Genomic DNA, 18,847 nt, shown 5'->3' with positions numbered 1-18,847 from the left:
CCGTGCTACCCGTCCACGAGACCGGAGCGCCACGCCCACAGCGCGATCTCCACCCGGTTGCGCGCGGAGAGCTTGGTCTGGATGTTCCCCAGGTGGGTCTTGACCGTGCCGAGGGAGACGAAGAGCGCGGCGGCGATCTCCGCGTTCGTCAGCCCGTCGGCCACCAGCCGCACCACCTCGGTCTCGCGGGAGGACAGGTCCGACGCGGCCGGGGACACCGTCCGCGGCGGCTGGATGCCCCGCAGCAGCCGGACCGTGATCGCCGGGCTCACCAGGGCCTCGCCGGAATGGGCCGCGCGCACCGCCTCGGTGAGCAGCACCGGACCCGAGTCCTTGAGGAGGAAGCCGCAGGCGCCGCTGTTGAGCGCCTCGTAGACATAGGCGTCGTCGTCGAAGGTCGTGACGACCACGACCTTCGGCGCGGCGTTGGAGCGGTTCAGCTCGCGCAGTGCCTGGAGGCCGTCCATCCGCGGCATGCGGATGTCCATGAGGACGACGTCGGGGTTGAGGAGCCGGTTCATCTCCAGGGCCTGGACGCCGTCCTTCGCCTCGCCCACCACCTCGATGTCGTCCTCGGCACCGAGGATCAGGGAGAAGCCGGTGCGGACCATGGCCTGGTCGTCCGCGAGCAGCACACGGATGGTCATCGGGCGCCTCCCGCCGGGATACGGGCTTGGACGGTCCAGCCCTCCGGGTCCCTCGGACCGGCGGTGAAGGAGCCGCCGAGCGCCACGGCCCGGTCGCGCAGACCGCTCAGCCCGTAGCCGCCCCCCGCGGAGTGGCCGTCGCGGCCGCGGCCGTCGTTGGAGACCTCGACCGTCACCGCGTCGGGCCATGCGTCGCGGCTCACCAGGATCTCCAGGGTCCGCACCTCCTCGGCGTGCCTGCGGACGTTGGTCAGCGCCTCCATCACCACCCGGTGCGCCGCCGACTGCACGTCGATCGGCACGTCGTCGAAGTCCCCGGTGATCGTCAGCCGCACCTTCACGTCGTCCCCGGAGGTGAAGTGGTCGGCGAGGGACGCGATGTCGGCGATCGTGCCCATGGGGGTGAGCCGGGCCTGCGAGCCGGGCTCGTGCAGCAGGGCGACCATGCGGCGGATGGCGGTCATCGCCTCGTCACCCGCCGCCTCGATGCGCTCCAGCGCGGGCAGCACCGCCTGCGGCTGCTTGGCCGCGACGCTCTGGGCGGCCTGGGCGAGCACGACGATGCCGGTGACGTGGTGGGCCACGTAGTCGTGGAGGTCGGACGCGATGCTCGTGCGCTGCGCCAGCTGCTCGGCGGTCGCCTGACGCTGCCGGCTGGTGCGGAGCATGCGCGCCCACAGGCCGGTGGCGCCGGCGATGACACCCGCCAGCGCCAGGGCCAGGGAGACCACGGGTGTGGCCCGCGAGACGGAGAGCATGGTCAAGGGCTGGAGCACCAGGCTCGCCAGCAGCAGCGGCACCGCGAGCGCGGCACGGACGGGCTCCGCCCGCCAGGCGGCCAGACCGATGACCAGGAGGATGACCGTCGTCATGGTGAGCCCGAACGGCAGCGCGTCGATGGCGCCGGGATTGACCTCCCGCGTCGCCGCCACCATGATCACGCCAAGGCCCACGGCGACGGTGCCCAGTGCCCGGCCGGACAGCCGCCACGTCACCATGGCCACGGCGGCGGCCAGCAGAACGATGGGCGCGAGGACCGTTCCCATGGTCAGGTCCACGATGCCCAGACCGAGCAGGACCCCGAGGCCCGCCAGCCCGACCACACCGCGCACCAGCCGCTCCAAGAAGCGGTCCGTGCTGCTGTCCACGCCTTCGTCTTCCTTACTGTCGTGCCGTGCTCCGGCTCGCCGGACGGGCGGCAGGCCCTCCGCGGTCCCCTCCAGTGTCACCGAAGCGCCTCGGATGCCTCTGAGACACCGCTCACCCCGGGGACCGCGGTGCGATGGCGCCCCGTGCCGGCGGACCCCGGGGCGGCCGGCGCTTCCGCGTCGCGGCTCGCGCTCCGGGCCGTGTCTGCGTCGGCCGACATCAGGTCGGTGCTGCCGCCGAGGACGGCCACTTCGAGGGCGGTCACGGTGTAGACCCGGGCCGAGTGCAGCAGCCGTTGCAGGGAAAGGGACATGGGAAACCTCCTGTGGCGGTGGACGGGGGCCCGGCGGGGGCCGGGAAGGACGGCGTTCAGCGGCGCGGTCACGCGAGGCTCCGCTCGGCGGCCGACGCGCCGCGGGTGCGGGGCCCGGGGGGCAGCGCGCCGCGCACGAGTTCGTCCAGCAGCTCGGGATAGCTCAGCCCCTGGCGCGCGAACATCTTCGGGACCTGCGACTGCGCGGTCATGCCCGGCATGGTGTTGACCTCGTTCAAAACGGGTCCGGCGGCGGTGAGGAAGAAGTCGCACCGGGCGACTCCGCGGCAGCCCAGCGCGGTGAAGACGGCGAGGGACGCCTCGACCAACTGGTCGTGCTCGTCGGTGGTCAGCGGCGCGGGTATCAGGAACCGCGCCCCTCCGTCGTACTTCTGCTCGGTGTCGAAGAGGCGCCCTTCGTCCAGGACGATCTCCAGCGGCGGCCCCACCGTCAGACCGCCGTCCGCCCGCCGCAGCACGGCCAGGTCCACCTCGCGCCCGACGACCAGCTGCTCGACCAGGACCCGTTCGTCGAGCCGCAGTGCCTCGGCGAGCGCCGGGGCCAGCTCGGAGGCCCGCGTCACGAGGGAGACCCCGTGGCTGGATCCGGCGGCGACCGGCTTCACCACGACGGGGCCGTCGAAGACCACCTGGTCGGCGTCGTCCGCCGTGACCAGCAGGCCCGGCGCCACGGCCACACCGACCGCCTCGGCCACCAGCTTCGTCGCCCACTTGTCCATGGCCAGCGCGCCGCCCCGGACCCCCGATCCGACATACGGCACGTCCGCCAGGTCCAGCAGCGCGGCCAGCGTGCCGTCCTCGCCGTACGGGCCGTGGACCGCGGGAAGGGCCACGTCGCAGCCGGCCAGCAGCGTCAGCGCGGCCGACACGCTCTCCGCGGCGGTGGCCGCCAGCGGCCGCCCGGAGGCGTCCTGCCACCGTCCGTCCCGGCCGATGGTGAGGGCGAGGACGTCGTAGACGGCGGGGTCGAGCGCCGAACGCACGGACGCCGCGGTCGCCAGGGAGACCTCGTGCTCGCAGTTGCGGCCGCCGCCGATCACCGCGACGCGGACGCGGCCGTCCCGCGATGCCGTCGTGCCGGTCATGCCGCCACCGCCCGGCTGCGCACGGTACGGCGCAGGCGGGCGCCCAGCCCCGTCACGACCTCGTGCTCCAGGGCCCCGGACCACCGGGCCCATTCCCTGACCGTCGGCTCGCCGCGGTCGCCGGGACCGAAGACGGTGGCGAGCTCGCCGGGCACCGCCGGGCGGTCACCGGTGTCGACGATGACCTGGTCCATCGAGATGCGGCCCGCGACAGCGCACCGGCGCCCGCCGAGGAGGACCTCCGCCCGACCGGACGCGGCGCGGGGGAGACCGTCCGCGTACCCCACGGGCAGCAGGGCCAGATGCGTGCGCCGTCCCGCGCTCCAGGCGTGGCCGTAGCCCGCAGCCGCGCCTGCCGGCACGGCGCGGACCGACACCACGGGTGCGGTCAGGGTGAGCGCGGGGCGCAGCCGGGTCGTCCCGGTCGGGTCGATGCCGAAGAGGCCGGCGCCGACGCGGGCCAGGTCGAACCGGGTCCGCGAGTCGGTGAGGGTCGCCGACGTCGCCGCCAGATGCCGGCGGCGCGGACGCAGCCCGGCCTCCGCCGCGGTGGACACCGCGGACCGGAACAGGGCCAGCGCGCGGTCGGTGCACGGGTCGCCGGGGGTGTCCGCGCAGCCGAGGTGGCTCATCACGCCCACGACCTCGACCAGGCCCTCCGCCTCCGCCGCCCGCGCCCGCCGGCACAGCTCCGGCCACGCCCCGGGCTCTGCGCCCTCGCGGCCCATCCCTGTGTCCAGCTGCAGATGGATCCGCGCCCGGCGGCGCGTCCGGGAGGCGGCACGCACCACGGCGGCCAGGTGCGCGCAGCCGGGGACGGCGAGGGAGACACCGGCACGCAGCGCCTCGTCGAAGGCGGCGTCCACGGGATTGAGCCAGCTCAGGATCGGCACCCGGAAGCCGGCCTCCCGGAGGGACAGCGCCTCCTCCACCGACGTGACACCGAGCGACGTCGCGCCCGCGCCGAGCGAGGCGGCGGCGGCCTCGGCGGCCCCGTGCCCAAAACCGTCGGCCTTCACCACCGCCATCAGGCGGGTCGCCCGCGCGGCGAGGAACCGGGTGTTGGCCGCGATCGCCGCCGGGTCGAGCGTCAGCTCCGCCCGGTCCCCGCGGCCGGTCCGCCGGGGCGGCTCGCCGACGCGGACGCCGGAAGCGACCGATGGTACGCAGTGCATGCGGCGCCTTTCCTGAGATGTGACGACCGGGCCCGTGCCCGAGGGGGCGACCTGGGTCGCCGGCCGTACGAAGTGCCGAGTCCACGACGTGGAGCTCATGACCAGCAGGCTATGAAGGCGGCCCACGCCCCGGCTTCGGGCAGAAGTCGGACCTGCCACAGGGCACTACGACTTTCGGCCGACCGCGGACGTCGCCCTTCGGCGCGTGCCGGTGCGACGCCGCGGCCCCCCCCGCCGCCGTTGCGTGGGGTGCCTGTAGGGGCCGCGTTGCCGGGGTGGGACGGTGCCCGTGGTGATCGCCTGTGCGCCGATCGCCAGGCCGCTGCCGATGCCCTGGGGGGTGCGGAAGGTGTGGCTCGCGGCGCGGAGAGCCCGATCGCGGGCACCTCGCGGAAGCCCCGGCGGCAGGGCGAAGTTCCGCGTGGCCGTCCGGGCTCGGGCTCCCGGCGGGCACGGCCACCGCACCTGCGTGCCGCGCGCACGGCTTCCTTGCGTCCGACCGGATCGCCCCGGCACCAGCGGGTCGCCCGCGAGCCGAAGTGGGAAAGGTGGCAAGGGCGGCACGGGTTGTCCGTCCCGGGGACGGTGATCGCGGTCTCGTGAGCACGCGCCTGGCCGCGGACGCGGCGGTCTGATCGGGAGGGGCCCGTGCGGCGGGACGCCCCGGGACGTCGGCCCGGGAGACGTCCCCACATCCGCGGAGTGCCGGAGGCCCTTGGCCGGCCGGGCCCGGCTCCCGCGGCAACCGCAAGGTGCGGGCCTGGAGATCTGGACGCGCGCCCCCACTCGGTGATCCGGCCGAGAGCCCGCCAGCGTGGCCGGTCAGGCCGGCAGGATGCGCACCGTGCTCTCGCCGCCCACGGCCTCCGCCTCCCGGGTGCTGCGGGCACGGCGGGGGACGACGACGTTGCCCAGGGCGCGGGACACCTGGGTGACGAGGGCGGCGAGGCGGTCGTCCCAGTCCGCCGGGGCGGCGGTGGGCGGGACGACGATCAGCTCCAGCACGTCCGCGGGATGCGTCGCGGTCCCCTCGATGACGGGGCCGCTCAGCGCGAGGTATTCCGGTGCCGGGTGGAGGTGGGCCCGCGTCCGCTCGCGGACCGTGTCCACGACGCGACCGCGCAGATCGGTCAGTTGACGCAGGGCGTCCCAGGCGATGTGGCCGGGGACGAGGCACACGGCTTCGCCGCCGCGCCGGGGCGCGATGAGGCCGAGCAGGCCGAGGCGGAAGAGCGCGGTCTCCAACTGGGCCGGTGTCACCGCGGCGACGCGGGACAGTTCGTCCAGCGCCAGCGGGCGGTTCGCGTCGGCGGTGTGGTGCGCCACGAGCGCGGTGAGCAGCCGGCCGGAGGTTCCCGGGACCAGGGCGGACAGAGGGGTCTGGAAATTCACGGCGCGTGACTCCCGCACGAGAAGCGGCAAGGGGGTCTCGCCGGCTTCGTGAACTCGTGGCATCGACGACGACGAAGCCGGCGAGAGTCTGATGTCCGGCCGCTACGGCCGGATGGTGGGAATTGCGGAGTCCGGGTCGTTCATGAGCGCGGTGGCGGACTCGTCGAGCCGGTTCACCACGTCGAGGAAGCCGGCCCTGCCCCACAGCGCCAGACCCAGAACGGCGACGAACACACCCGTGATGTGCACGGCCGCCGGGAGGTCCCCGTCGGCGAAGGTGCGCAGCGGCGACACGTTGCCGAGGGCCCATGCCCGCGTCGCTTCGGCAACGGCGAACTCGTAGTGGAGCGGGGCCGCGGCGGCGACTTCGTCGGCGTGCCGGACCAATTGGCCGGTATTCCACTCCGTGCCGGTCAATTCCACGATGCCGATGGTGGAGCGCAGCAGGCCGTTCAGGACCCCGAATACGTCCGTCCAGCCGCCGGGATCCAGATCGGCCAGGGCATTGCGCACCGCGACGGCGTCGTGGTTCGCGTAACCCCGGACAACGTCGATCGCGCGCTCGTGGGAGGGCTTCCCCGGGTGCTCGCTCATACGGCCGACACTATTGCTTCCCGGCGCGGGGGAAATCGGTCTCGCGGCGCATCGCGCATCGGCAAAAAGCACTAGGTCCGAAGCTCATGCCGGGTGCCGGAATGCCGCCCCACGGCCGGGCCGTGGGGCGGCATTTGGTCCGTACCGGGCCACGGACGGTGTCAGGCCCCGGAGTTGTCCAGCATCGCCTCGCGGTCCACGACCTTGACGCGCTTGCGCCCCTCGGGCCGGCCGAGGGCCCGCTCGTGGGCGTCGAGCCGGTACCAGCCCTCGCGCGTCGTGTACCGGATGCCGCGCTGTTCCAGGAGCTTCACGACGGCGTCGGGGTCCGGTACGGCCGGGGCGGGCAGCGCGCCCGCCGCGTGGTCCGCCAGGAGGCAGGCGACCGTCTCGTTGGCGTCGCCCTTGGTGTGGCCGATCAGGCCCACCGGGCCCCGCTTGATCCACCCCGTCACGTAGACCGAGGTCATGTGCTCGCCGCCGTCGAGCACGCGGCCGGCCGCGTTCGGGACCGTGCCCGAGACGATGTCGAACGGCAGCTTGGGCAGCTCGTCCGAGTAGTACCCCACGGCGCGGTACACGCTCTGCACGTCCCAGTCCGTGAAGCGGCCGGTGCCGCGGACGTTCCCGGTGCCGTCGAGTTCGGTCCGCTCGGTGCGCAGCCCGGCGACGCGGCCCTCCTCGCCGAGGACCTCGACCGGGGACTCGAAGAAGTGCAGGAACAGCTTGTGCGGCCGGTCGCCGGCGTCGCGGATCGCCCAGTTCTCCAGGGTCTTGGCGACCATGTCGGTCTGCTTGCTCGCGCGGCGGGCGGCGATGGAGCCGTCGTCGTAGTCGATGTCCTCGGGGGCGACGACGACCTCGATGTTCGGGGAGTGGTCCAGCTCCCGCAGCTCCATGGGGGTGAACTTGGCCTGCGCGGGGCCGCGGCGGCCGAACACGTGGATCTCCAGCGCCTTGTTGGCCTTGAGGCCGTCGTGCACATTCGGCGGGATCTCGGTCGGCAGCAGCTCGTCGGCGGTCTTGGCGAGGATGCGGGCCACGTCCAGGGCGACATTGCCGACGCCGAGGACGGCCACCTTCTCCGCGGTCAGCGGCCACGTGCGCGGTACGTCGGGGTGGCCGTCGTACCAGGAGACGAAGTCCGCGGCGCCGTACGACGCGTCCAGGCCGACACCGGGAATGTCCAGGGCCCGGTCGGTGCGCGCCCCGGTCGAGAAGATCACCGCGTCGTAAAGGGCGCGCAGATCGTCGAGGTCGATGTCCCCGGGATAGTCGACATTGCCGAACAGCCGCAATTGCGGCTTGTCGAGAACCTGGTGCAGGGCATCCACGATGCCTTTGATCCGGGGGTGGTCGGGTGCCACGCCGTAGCGTATGAGACCGAAGGGCGCAGGCATGCGCTCGAACAGGTCGATGGACACGCCCGGTTCCTGCGCGGAATCGGATTTCAGCAGCGCGTCCGCCGCATAGATTCCAGCGGGACCTGCACCAACGATGGCTATACGGATCGGACGTGACATAAAAGCGGCTCCTCCCGAATTGCGGTACCGCGGAACGGGCTCAATAGCAGCCCTTCCGCGGTGACAGCGACCCTATCCGATCGCTCTTCGCGTCCCGGAACCGGCTCATGGTCCTACGACTTTGTGCCCGGCCGATTGGCCCTTTCGGCGCACGGCCCGTGTGCCTGGCCGCCCCGGGGAAAACGGACTTCGCACCGCCCGGCACGGGAGCCGCGTGGCCGGACCGCCCGGTGGCGAGATGCATCTGGCTCGTCACCGAAGGTGACGGACCGGGGGTGGCGGAAAACGCCGGGGGCCGGGACGACGTCCCGGCCCCCGGCGTTTCCGGCTACTGCTGCCGTTGACCCGCGACGGGTCAGTGGTGGCCGTGGCCGCCGTGGTCGCCGTTGCCGCCGTCGCTACGACGGCGCTGCAGCGTGAACTTCTCGAAGACCGAGAGCTCACCGGTGGGCGTGATGATGTTGTAGTAGGTGACGTGGATGCGGGTCATGTCACCGGCGTGTCGGCCCGGGTCGACACTGAACTCGGCGAAGCCGTAAGGGTGCTCCGAGTCGCGGACGCCGATCCAGACCGCCGTCTCCTGCTCCTTGACGGAGTTGAACTTGCCGACGTGCTCCATCTGGACGTACGCCGAGTGGTGCCCGTGACCGTCGGCGTCGTCGTTGGTGAAGCTGTTGTTGGTGATGCCGGACACGCCGCCGCCGCCGAGAATCATGTGCGTCGTGCCGTGCTCGCTCTCGATCACGTCGAGTGCGGTCTGGCTCGGGTTGGGCGTGAGGGTGACGCTGCCGGGGACGACGCCACGCACGGCCAGCGAGCGCTCGTAGTCGTGCTCGTGGCCACAGACCACCAGGTCGACGCCGTACTTGTCGAACAGCGGGCCGTACGCCGCGCGCAGCGCGACATCGGCGCCGTTCGCGGCGGTCGCCGAGCTGATCATCACCTGGTGCATGCAGATGACGATCCAGTCGACGTCCTTGGACGCCCGTGCCGCCTTGAGCTCCTTCTCCAGCCAGGCGAGCTGCCGGCCGCCGGAGTAGCCCTTGATGTAGATGTCGCCGCCCTCCTGCAGGGCGATGTCGTCGTTCTGCAGGACGATCACCTTCACCGAGCCGACCGTGAAGGAGTACCAGAGGTTGTCGAGCTCGGGCTGGGTCTCGGTCGAGGGCAGCTCGAAGTAGGTCTGGTACGCGTCGAGCCCGAGCTTGCCGTTGGCCAGCTCGATCTCGTGGTTGCCCGCGGCCGGCATCCACGGACGGAACCGCGCCGAGCGGCTGTTGTTGGTGAGGAAGTCCTTCCAGACGCGGACGCGGTCCGGCCCGGTGTTGGCGTAGCAGAGGTCGCCGTTGAGGAGGTTGAACAGCGGGCCGACCTTCTCGATGCCGGTGACGATGTCGGCGGCGGCGGGCGTGGCGTTGGGCTCGAAGTCGCGGCCCGAGGCGTCGGCCGGGTTCGCACCGGTCTTCCACGTCACGCTGGGCGTGCCCTGGTCACCGAAGCTGGTGAAGGTGAACGGCGCCCTGCCGGACGGGGCCGTGTGGAAGGTGCCGGCGTCGGGGGTGGCACCGTCGTGCTGGGCCGCGTACAGGTAGTCGGTGTCGGCCCTCAGCTTGCTGAGCAGCGCGTGATGGGCCCAGACGGTCCGCCCGGAGGTGCCGTCCACGTAGGACTTCGACTTCGCGTGCACGGTGGAGCCGAAACCGCCGCTCAGCGTGCCGTAGACGACCCGCGGGTTCTTGACGGCCGCGTCGGTGATCCACGAGACGACCATCTGGCTGCGCGGGTCGGCGCCGAAGGTCAGGTGCAGGCCCTGGACGGGGGTGGTGGGCGAGCCGGTGGTGAGACCGGTGACCTCCGACTGCGCCGGGGCCGCCTCGGCGGTTCCGGCGCCGAGGACCAGCGGCCCGGCGGCGGCGCCGGACACTGTCGCGCCGAACAGGCCGAGCGCGTTGCGACGAGAGATTCTGGTTTGCTTGGGTGCTTCCGACATGCCAGGGGCCTTTCGCGTCGTCGGGTGCAGTCGCACACCGACCGGACAGCAGCGCCCCGAACCTGACAGCGGGCTGCGGCAGGTCAGCGGTGCGCGCCCTCACGGACGCTAGGAAGCACGATCGACCGGAGCAGTGAGACAGGTGTGAACGGCAGATGGCGGTCACCGCAACGGACGGCCGTTTTCGGCGGCCTGGCCATGTTTTGACCAATACTTGGGAGTGATAGGGGTGTTCGGACGGGCTCTCGTCACTCGTGATGAGCCCGGCGCCGCGAGGGGCCGGTCAGCGGACCGCCCGCGCCGCCTTGTCGATGATGTCGGCGACGTCGTCCGGGTGCGACACGCCCACGGCGTGCGAGGAGTGGATCTCCACCACGTGGGCCCGGGCGCGCTCGGCCATGAACAGCTGGGCCGCACGGGGGATGTTGAGGTCCTCCCCGGTCACCAGGGCCCAGGACGGAATCGACTTCCAGGCCGGCTCGCCGGAGGCCTCCTCCAGCGCGGCCGCGGTCACGGGGCGCTGGGTGGCCGCCATGAGACTCGTGGTGTACGGGTGTACGTCCGCGGCGAACTGGTGGTGGAACCTGTCCTGCTCGATGAGGAGGTCGACGCCCTGGGAGCCGTCGGGCAGCGTGAACGGCACACGGCGCAGCGCACTGCCCAGCGAGCTGCCCGGGAACCTGGCCGACAGTTCGACGGCGCTCTCGCCGCGGTCCGGCATGAACGCGGCGATGTAGACGAGGGCCTTGACGTTGTCGGAGCCTTGCGCGGCATTGGTGATCACCGACCCGCCGTACGAGTGCCCGACGAGGACCACCGGTCCGTCGATGCTTGCCAGGAGGCTTCTGATGTACGCGGCGTCGGAGGCCAGTCCGCGCAGCGGGTTGGCGGCGGCCACCACCGGATAGTCGTGCCGCTTCAGGGTCTTGACGACCTCGTTCCAGCTGGAGGACTCGGCGAACGCGCCGTGCACGAGGACCACGGTGGGCTTGCGGTCGCCCGAGGAGTTCCTGCCCCTGGCGGCCCCCGCCGGGGCCACGGCCACTGCCAGGAGGCCGGCGGCGGCGGTCACCGTGGCCACCAGGGAGAGCGGTGTCAGGAGGTTCCGGAACGGGGAATGGCGCTGCATGAAAGGCCCTTTCGAGGCGGGTGGTGAGTGTTTCGGTGTGCGGGGAGGCCGCCTGCTCCGCCGGGGCCGGAAGGGGGCCCGCACGGCAGTGGAGCGGCGGGCCGTCGCCGGGCCGGGCGGAGGTATCGGGGCCGTCCGCACCCCACCCCCGCCCGGCGGAAATCGGCGCCGGGGCAGCCCGGCCCGCCGCGGGCCGGACGCCGCCCGGCCCGCGGGTGGTGCTCAGGACTGCGCGTACCGCAGGTGCCGTCGTTCGGCCAGCTCCTCAGCGCCGACCACGGTCAGCACCGGGGTGCCCGGCAGCGCGAACATGGTGACCACCAGCTGCGACTCCGCGTCCTGGAGGTTGTTGGCGCCCTGGTAGTGGATGACGTCGCCGCCGGGCTCGAACAGGGCGTCGCCCGCCTTCAGTACCCGCGGCGGCTGCCCCTCCAGCTCGAAGAGGATCTCGCCCCGCGTCACATAACCGAAGACCGGCCCGGGGTGCCGGTGCGGAGGCGCGCCGGGGTCACCGGGCGACAGGGTGACGCGGACGGTCCTGGCCTCGGCGCCGTCCGGGATGCGGGCCGCCGCCTCCGGCAGGGTCGAGATCACCTCGACGCCAGGGGGCATGTGCGTGTGCTCAGCGCTCATCTATTCCTCCAAACGGGGACTGTCCGCACTGACGACAAGGCGACCCCCGTGTTTGTGACAGCCCCGGGCAGCGGGGGACTTGGGGACGCACCGATCCGGTGGGCCGTCGCCTCAGCGGTCGGCGATCCAGCGCGCGTCCGCGGGCCAGGATCCCGTGCGGACAAGGTGCTCCACGAGCCGGAAGGCCTCCTCGACGGGCACGGTGTCCCGGTCCGGGTACGCGTCCTGCTGCCCGTTGGACAGGACGAACCCGTCGCTCGCCCCCTCGGCTCCCGGGTCGACGGCATGCCCGCCGGGATCGCCGTCCCCGTCGAGCAGCATCACCATCGCCCGCTCGGTGTTCGTCACGAAGGACAGCGAGCGCCCGGACGAACTGGTCAGCCACGTCTCGAGCACCCCTCGGCGCACCCGCGCCCGAAGTGCGTCCGGAACCGGTGCCGCGTTGTCGCCGTCGATCACCCAGGACTCGGTCACCGGTTCGACGGGGTCACCCGACGCCGCGCACCGACCGCCAGACGTGCAGTGCCCAGGCGAGGTCGTCCGGCTTGTCCCACATGCAGACGACACCTGCCGCGTTGCCGTCGCGGTCCACCGTGAAGCCGTACAACTCGTGCTGGGTGCGGCCGTTCGGTGTGGCGACGGTCCAGAAGGCGTGCCGGATCCCGTTCCCGGTGTCCTCCGTGATCTGCCGCTCCGGCGGCACGGTGGGTGCGCCGTTCAGCAGGGCGGTCAGGAACTCCTCTGGGCCGCGGCGGATCCGGTCGGTGAACACGTCGCAGTGCACGGTGCGGCCGGGTGTCAGGAAGCGGTGCGTGCCGTCGACGACGCGCGCGGTGAAGCCGCGGCTGCGTTCGACGGACCAGTGCTCGTCCAGCGGGGTACGGACCGGCACGGGCAGGGGGTGGGTGAAGCGGCTGAGGACGTCGTCGCGGTCCCAGGTCGTGGTGAGGACACTGCGGAGCAGTTCGTCGTCGCTGCCGTCGACGTACGGGATCTCGTCCGGGTCGCGCACGACCAGGGTGGCCGGGGCGTCCAGGAGGCCGGCGCCCCAGGGCATGATCGCGTTGGCCATGGCGCCCCGGAGGGTGAGTCCCCGGTAGGCCGGGTCGTCCCAGATCCGGTGGGCGTGGTCGAGGTCGTCGTCGCTGATCCGCATCCAAGTGCCGAGGACGAGTTCCGTTCCGCCGGTGAGCCGGACCGGCAGCAGGCAGCGGATGAAGCTGCCCGCGCCGTCGACGCGGAGCAGCGCGGCGACCCCGACCTCGTGCCGGGCGTCCTCTGGGACGTCGAGCGCGGCGTCGGGCAGGCCGAAGCGGACGTCGATCCGCTCCTCGTCGGGCACGGGGGTGCCGCAGCACGAGCACACGGGGGTGGGGTTTCCGATCACGGTGTGCAGCGTAGGGGACGCCGACCGCTCCCCGTCCCAGGGAGCGGGGGCGGCCGCTCGTGGCCCGGACGCGTCAAGCGTCACGTGTGCGACGGACCTTGTCCGTCGTGCGACCGCGTCCGCCTGAAGTCCTTGTCCCCGGATGCGGTCCTCGGGCGATCGGGTCCGCGGGCGCGGCCAACGCCCGCGCGGCGAGAGGCGGCAGAGTCGGACGACCCATGCGGAGGCCGCGAGGCAGGGGCATTTGACGCATGCGGCGGGCGTGGCGCCCTGGCACAGTGACCTGAGCAGCGGGCGAGGCCACCGACCTGTGCCTTCCCCTGCCCTGATCACCCTGCGCCCTCTGTGGCACCCGGCGGCCGACGCCCGGTGCGGCGGGCGGTTCCGCAACGCCACCGCGCAGGGTCCTGCCCGACCGGGCCGCGCCATCCTCCGGGATGCCAGGCGGCCGTAAGAGGAAGAGACAATGGCTCCACTCCTTGACGAACCCATGGCCGACACGCGCGAGATGTACATGGCCCACACCGCGCTGCGCCGGGAGTTCAGGCTGCTTCCCGCCCTCATCCGGTCCGTCGCGCCGGGCGACACCCGCCGCGCGGAGGTCGTCGGCGCGCACGCGGCGCTGGTGTGCCGGGTGCTGCACACGCACCACGAGGGCGAGGACCTCCTGCTGTGGCCCAAGCTCGTCGAGCGGGCCGGCGAGCAGGCGGAGGCCATCGTGCCGACGATGGAGCAGCAGCACCACGCGATCGACGCACTGCACACCGAGGTGACCGGACTCATCGCGGGCTGGCGCTCCACGGGACGGGACGGCGAGCGGCTCGCCGATGCCTTCGAGCGGCTGCTGACCGTGCTCATCGAGCACATGGCGCTGGAGGAGAAGGAGATCCTGCCGCTGGCGGCTCAGCACGTCACCGCGGCGGAATGGCACCAGCTCGGCGAGCACGGCATGGCGCACACGCCGAAGAAGGACCTGCCGCTCGTCTTCGGCATGGCGATGTACGAGGGCGACCCGGAGGTCGTCAAGGCGGTCCTGGCGACGGCCCCGCTGCCCGTGCGGCTGATCGTCCCGACCCTGGGGCGCCGCCGCTACGCGGCCCACGCCCGCTCGGTCCACGGAACGGCCAGCCCCGCGCGCGTCGGTTCCTGAGGGTTCCGCCGGCCGGGCCGCGGTCACGGGCGGTGTGTATCGACCACAGGGGAGCCGATACACACCGCCCGTGCCCGGTTCACGTCGATGACGACGGAGGCAGGACGGAGCGGACGGCGTCCTCGCTGCGGGCCACGACGGCTGTTCCGTCGTCCGCGGTGATGATCGGCCGCTGGATGAGCGCCGGGTGCCGGGTCAGGGCTTCGATCCACTGCTCGCGGGTCGAGCCGTCCCGGCCCCACGCCGTCAGGCCGAGCTCCTCCGCGACCGGTTCGCCGAGGCGCGTGATGTCCCACGGCTCCAGGGCGAGCCGGTCCAGCAGCGCGGTGAGCTCGGCCGCGGTGGGCGGGTCGTCCAGGTAGCGCCGAACGGTGTACTGCGCTCCCTCCGCGTCGAGGACGGTGAGGGCCGAACGGCACTTCGAGCAGGCCGGGTTGATCCAGATCTCCAAGGCTTCGCCTTTCTGTCGGTGCCGGGCCGCCGGTCAGGCGGTGACGCCGGTCGGCGCGAGGGTCGTGGCGCGGAAGTCCCGGCAGAGCGGGCGAGCCCGGACAGCCCGAGGATAGGCCGCCCGGGGCGCGGCTCTGCCCGGACCGGTGCTGTGGGGAGCTGCGCGAACCGGCCGGCGCCACAGGGCCGTCGCCCCATGCCCGAACACCCCGAACACCCCGAACACGGCGAATTCACGTGGAGATCCACCGCCGTCCCCCCGGACGCGCGACGGCCGACGAACGCGTCTGATCGCGGCGCACCTGTGCCATGGCGCAAGAGTGACGCGTGCGACCCCTTGAACAACGGCGAGGGCGGCCGGAGGATCCAGTGATCTTTCGCTCATTGCCGCGCCTCAGGAGTCCTCCTTGCCCAAGGTTCCCATTCCCCGGCCCGGGCCGATCGCCCTCGCCGTGGCTGCCGCGCTGACACTCGGCGTCATACCGGCGACCGCCGCCGTGTCCGCGTACTCCGCCGGTGAGGTGTCGCACAACGACGCCGCCCATCAGACCCCCGGCACCCACACCGTCACGCTGATCACGGGTGACAAGGTCACCCTCGGGACCGCGGCCGACGGCACCGTCGTGCGCTCGTTCCAGGCCGCGAGCGGAGCCACCACCGGCTTCCACCGTGCCGTCGTGGACGGCGCCACCTACGTCTACCCCGACGCCGCCCTGCCGTACGTGAGCACGGGGAAGCTCGACAAGCAGCTGTTCAATGTGACACGGCTGATCGCCGAGGGCTACGACGACGCGCACAGCTCCGGACTGCCGCTGATCGTGCGCTACACCGGCGCCGCCGCCACGTCCCGCACCCGGGCGAAGATGGCCGGCTCGACCGGCGTCCGCCGCCTGGACAGCATCCAGGGCGCGGCCCTCGCACAGAACCACCGGCAGGCACCGGCGTTCTGGTCCTCGCTGACCGGTGGTTCCGCCGCGGCGGCCCGCTCCGCCGAGCCGTCGTTCGCGGGCGGCGTCGCCAAGGTCTGGCTCGACGGCAAGGTGAAGGCCGATCTGGCCGACTCCACCGCCCAGATCGGCGCGGACAAGGTCTGGGCGGAGGGCGACACCGGCCAGGGCGTGAAGGTCGCGATGCTGGACAGCGGCGCGGACACCGAACACCCCGACCTGGTCGGACAGGTGTCCGACAGCGCCAGCTTCGTCCCTGGCGAGGACGACATCGCCGACTACAACGGCCACGGCACGCACGTCGCCTCGACCATCGTGGGCACGGGCAGCGCCTCCGACGGCAAGGAGCGCGGTGTCGCCTCCGGCGCCCGGCTGGCCGTCGGCAAGGTGCTCAACTCCGAGGGCAGCGGCCAGGAGTCCTGGATCATCGCGGGCATGGAGTGGGCCGCCCGCGACCAGAAGGCCAGGATCATCAGCATGAGCCTGGGCGGCAGCGGCGACAAGTCCGACCCGATGAGCCAGGCCGTCGACGAACTCAGCCGCGACACAGGCGCGTTGTTCGTGATCGCGGCGGGCAACGGCGGCCCGCACTCCATCAGCAGCCCCGGTGCCGCGGACTCCGCGCTGACCGTCGGCGCCGTCGACTCCACCGACACGCTCGCCGACTTCTCCAGCCAGGGCCCGCGCGACGGCGACGGCGGCCTCAAGCCGGAGATCACCGCGCCCGGTGTCGACATCGTCGCGGCGCGCTCGCACTACAAGCGGGGTTCCGGCTACTACACCACGATGAGCGGCACGTCGATGGCGACGCCGCACGTCGCCGGCGCCGCCGCGCTCCTCGCCTCCGCGCACCCCGACTGGACGGGCGCCCAGCTGAAGGAGGCGCTGGTCAGCAGCGCCAAGGCGACCCCGGCGTACACCCCGTACCAGGCGGGCGCCGGCCGGCTCGACGCGGCGGCGGCCGTGCACACCACGGTCTTCGCCACCACGAGCGCCTACTCCGGCTTCTACACCTGGCCCCCGAAGCCGGGGGAGACCAACGTCCAGACCGTGACGTACACCAACGTCGGCGACGCCCCGGTCAGCCTCGCCCTCGCGGTGAACGGCACCGTCCCGGCGGGGTTGTTCAGCCTCTCCGCGGACCACGTCACCGTGCCCGCGCACGGCACCGCCGCGGTCACGCTCACCGCGTCCCTGGACAAGCTGGCCGGTGACCAGTCGGTCAGCGCCATGATCACCGGTACCGACGGCGCCGGAGCGGTCCGCGCCCGGACCCTGATCGGCGCGGCCCGCGAGGGCCAGCGGCAGAACCTGACGGTCGTCGCGAAGGACCGTTCCGGCAAGCCGCTGGCCGGCCGGGTCGTCCTCAGCGCCGAGCACCTCTTCTCGGTGCTGGACCTCGACGCGTCCGGCACCGGTACGGCACGGCTGCCCGTCGGCTCCTACAGCGGCTGGCTCACCGGCGACGTGCAGGGCGCGGAAGGGGAGCACTCGCGCGGCATGGTGCTGCTCGCCTTCAACGACGTGAAGCTGGACCAGGACCGCACCGTCACCCTGGACGGCCGCAAGGCACGCCGGATCCTGGCGCACGTGCCGCAGGACACCACCGCCGTCGCGCCGCGTCTGGACGCCCACCGGTCGTACAGCGACAGCCTGGTGGAGACCTCGATGCTGCCCGACCCCTCGTACGACAGCATCTGGGCCCTGCCCACCGGGAAGAAGGTCACCGACGGCGAGTTCGAGGCCGGCGCGCGCTTCCGTCTCGAGCAGCCCGCGTTGACCCTGGGCACGAAGTCCACGACCTTCGACGACCCGCTGGTCAAGCGCGCGGCCACGCCGCTGCCCGCCGGGACCCGGAACCTGACCACGGTCTTCGCCGGTGACGGCACCGCCGAGGAACTCGCGCGGCAGAATGTGCGCGGCAAGGCCGTCGTGGTGCGGAGCGCCGGAACCGACGCCATCGAGGCGCAGGCCGACGCCGCCGCGGCTGCCGGGGCCCGGCTGCTGCTGGTCGTCAACGACGGCACCGGCCGCCTGGAGCCCTGGGACGAGAACCCCTGGAGCCCGCTGAGCCCCGCCCCGGTGACGGTGGCGACGCTCAACGCCGACCAGGGCGCCCAGCTGATCGGCTCGCTCCGGCACGGATCGGTCCCGCTGAAGGTCACCTCGCACCCCACGACCGACTATGTCTACGACGTCGTGCACCACTGGACCGGCGCCGTCCCGGAGGATCCCACCTGGCGTGAGGAGACCAAGGACCTCGGCCGGGTGAACGTCTCCTTCCGGAACTTCCGGCAGGGCAAGGCCATGGAGTTCCGTCCGGACGTCTGGCGCGGCTGGGCCGTGGGCAACCAGCTCACCGCGCCCGCGCAGGGCGAGCGCACCGACTGGGTCACCGCCGGGACCACGTGGCTGGACGACGCCTTCATCCAGGGCGAGACGGGGCAGCACGCGATGGGGCCGCTGACCTACCCGGCGCGCAAGACCGCCGAGGTGAAGTGGTTCGGCCCGATCCAGCGGCCCCGCATGGGCCCGGTCAACTACCAGCCGGTGCGCTACCTCGACACGATGTACATCACCGCGCCCGGCTGGGGCGACTCGGGCTCCGGCCATGTCGGCGAGGCCGGGGCGAACTTCGACGTCAAGGACTGGATGTCGCTGTACCAGGGCGACCAGCAGCTCGACTGGGGCAACGCCGAGTACCTGCAGGTTCCCGGGCTCGGCGCGGAGCGCCTGCCGTACCGGCTGGTCCTCGACAACGACCGCGGCACCTGGGCCAGTCCGTACTCGACGCACACCCTGACGGAGTGGGACTTCACCTCCGCGGTCACCGGCAGCGACGCGGCGGTGTCCCTGCCGCTGATCCAGCTCGACTACGGCGTGGACACCGACGCCTCGGGCCGTGCCGACCGGCGCGCCCCGCTGACGGTGACCGCCTCGCACCTGCCGGGCACTACCGCCGCCATCGGCAAGCCGTCCGTCGAGGTGTCGTACGACGACGGCAAGACCTGGCAGCGGTCCGACCTGAGCCGGTGCGACGACGGATGGCGGACGAACCTGCGCGCGCCGCGGTCGGCCGGTTTCGTCACCCTCCGGGTCGGCGCACGGGACAACGCGGGCAACGCCGTCTCGCAGACGATCACCCGGGCCTTCGGCCTGCGCTGACGTCACCCCCCGGGGCACCCGGGTCAGTACCGCGTGGGCGGGGCCGCAGCCGGCGGCCCCGCCCACGCGGCGTCCACGGGCGTCCACGGGCACCGCC

At 72.7% G+C, this 18,847-nt stretch carries 16 protein-coding genes; 2 read left to right on the top strand and 14 right to left on the bottom strand.

What is annotated here, in order from left to right; genetic code table 11:
* Positions 1-5 precede the first annotated feature (5 nt).
* The 13 genes from ACIP9H_RS16320 to ACIP9H_RS16260 form a co-directional block, all read right to left on the bottom strand.
* Complete coding sequence (locus ACIP9H_RS16320; RefSeq protein ID WP_401583288.1) at positions 6-647, bottom strand: response regulator; 642 nt, start codon at positions 645-647, stop codon at positions 6-8.
* Positions 644-1,795, bottom strand: a complete 1,152-nt coding sequence (locus ACIP9H_RS16315; RefSeq protein WP_401959522.1) for a sensor histidine kinase — start codon at positions 1,793-1,795, stop codon at positions 644-646. The genes ACIP9H_RS16320 and ACIP9H_RS16315 overlap by 4 nt, the downstream gene beginning before the upstream one ends.
* Positions 1,796-1,872: 77 nt before the next feature.
* Complete coding sequence (locus ACIP9H_RS16310; protein WP_401583285.1) at positions 1,873-2,109, bottom strand: hypothetical protein; 237 nt, start codon at positions 2,107-2,109, stop codon at positions 1,873-1,875.
* 68 nt (positions 2,110-2,177) lie between these two features.
* Entirely contained in the window at positions 2,178-3,215 is a 1,038-nt protein-coding gene (locus ACIP9H_RS16305) for a D-alanine--D-alanine ligase family protein (RefSeq protein ID WP_401959519.1), read from the bottom strand.
* Positions 3,212-4,390: an alanine racemase gene (alr, locus tag ACIP9H_RS16300; RefSeq protein WP_401959517.1), complete on the bottom strand. Its 1,179-nt coding sequence runs from the start codon at positions 4,388-4,390 to the stop codon at positions 3,212-3,214. Before alr ends, ACIP9H_RS16305 begins: the two co-directional genes overlap by 4 nt.
* Positions 4,391-5,212: 822 nt before the next feature.
* Positions 5,213-5,782 (bottom strand): hypothetical protein, encoded by a 570-nt coding sequence (locus tag ACIP9H_RS16295; RefSeq protein ID WP_401583281.1) that lies wholly within the window; start codon positions 5,780-5,782, stop codon positions 5,213-5,215.
* A 102-nt stretch (positions 5,783-5,884) separates the two neighbouring features.
* Complete coding sequence (locus tag ACIP9H_RS16290) at positions 5,885-6,376, bottom strand: hypothetical protein (RefSeq protein ID WP_401583280.1); 492 nt, start codon at positions 6,374-6,376, stop codon at positions 5,885-5,887.
* Between the two features lie 161 nt (positions 6,377-6,537).
* Positions 6,538-7,899 carry an FAD-dependent oxidoreductase gene (locus ACIP9H_RS16285; RefSeq protein ID WP_401959515.1) on the bottom strand — a complete coding sequence of 454 codons (1,362 nt, stop codon included), beginning with the start codon at positions 7,897-7,899 and terminating at the stop codon, positions 6,538-6,540.
* 355 nt (positions 7,900-8,254) lie between these two features.
* Positions 8,255-9,889, bottom strand: a complete 1,635-nt coding sequence (locus ACIP9H_RS16280) for a purple acid phosphatase family protein (protein ID WP_401959513.1) — start codon at positions 9,887-9,889, stop codon at positions 8,255-8,257.
* A gap of 283 nt (positions 9,890-10,172) precedes the next feature.
* Complete coding sequence (locus tag ACIP9H_RS16275; RefSeq protein WP_401959511.1) at positions 10,173-11,018, bottom strand: alpha/beta fold hydrolase; 846 nt, start codon at positions 11,016-11,018, stop codon at positions 10,173-10,175.
* A 222-nt stretch (positions 11,019-11,240) separates the two neighbouring features.
* Positions 11,241-11,651 carry a cupin domain-containing protein gene (locus ACIP9H_RS16270; protein ID WP_401959509.1) on the bottom strand — a complete coding sequence of 137 codons (411 nt, stop codon included), beginning with the start codon at positions 11,649-11,651 and terminating at the stop codon, positions 11,241-11,243.
* A gap of 111 nt (positions 11,652-11,762) precedes the next feature.
* On the bottom strand, positions 11,763-12,125 hold the full coding sequence (locus tag ACIP9H_RS16265) for a hypothetical protein (RefSeq protein WP_401959507.1): 363 nt from the start codon (positions 12,123-12,125) through the stop codon (positions 11,763-11,765).
* Positions 12,126-12,138: 13 nt separating this feature from the next.
* Positions 12,139-13,038 carry a DUF2199 domain-containing protein gene (locus ACIP9H_RS16260; protein WP_401959505.1) on the bottom strand — a complete coding sequence of 300 codons (900 nt, stop codon included), beginning with the start codon at positions 13,036-13,038 and terminating at the stop codon, positions 12,139-12,141.
* Between the two features lie 466 nt (positions 13,039-13,504).
* Here ACIP9H_RS16260 and ACIP9H_RS16255 point away from each other — a divergent pair, with 466 nt between their 5' ends.
* Complete coding sequence (locus ACIP9H_RS16255) at positions 13,505-14,188, top strand: hemerythrin domain-containing protein (RefSeq protein WP_401959503.1); 684 nt, start codon at positions 13,505-13,507, stop codon at positions 14,186-14,188.
* Positions 14,189-14,267: 79 nt separating this feature from the next.
* On the opposite strand, the gene ACIP9H_RS16250 is transcribed toward ACIP9H_RS16255, so the two are convergent.
* On the bottom strand, positions 14,268-14,639 hold the full coding sequence (locus ACIP9H_RS16250; protein ID WP_401959501.1) for an ArsC/Spx/MgsR family protein: 372 nt from the start codon (positions 14,637-14,639) through the stop codon (positions 14,268-14,270).
* 406 nt (positions 14,640-15,045) lie between these two features.
* On the opposite strand from ACIP9H_RS16250, the gene ACIP9H_RS16245 reads away from it, so the two are divergent.
* Positions 15,046-18,750, top strand: a complete 3,705-nt coding sequence (locus tag ACIP9H_RS16245) for a S8 family serine peptidase (protein ID WP_401959499.1) — start codon at positions 15,046-15,048, stop codon at positions 18,748-18,750.
* Positions 18,751-18,847: the final 97 nt, after the last annotated feature.

It is taken from the genome of Streptomyces sp. NPDC088732, assembly GCF_044751205.1.
In the GTDB taxonomy this organism is placed as follows: domain Bacteria; phylum Actinomycetota; class Actinomycetes; order Streptomycetales; family Streptomycetaceae; genus Actinacidiphila.
Note: the sequence above shows the minus strand (reverse complement) of the source record. Positions and strands in the feature narration are given on the sequence as shown.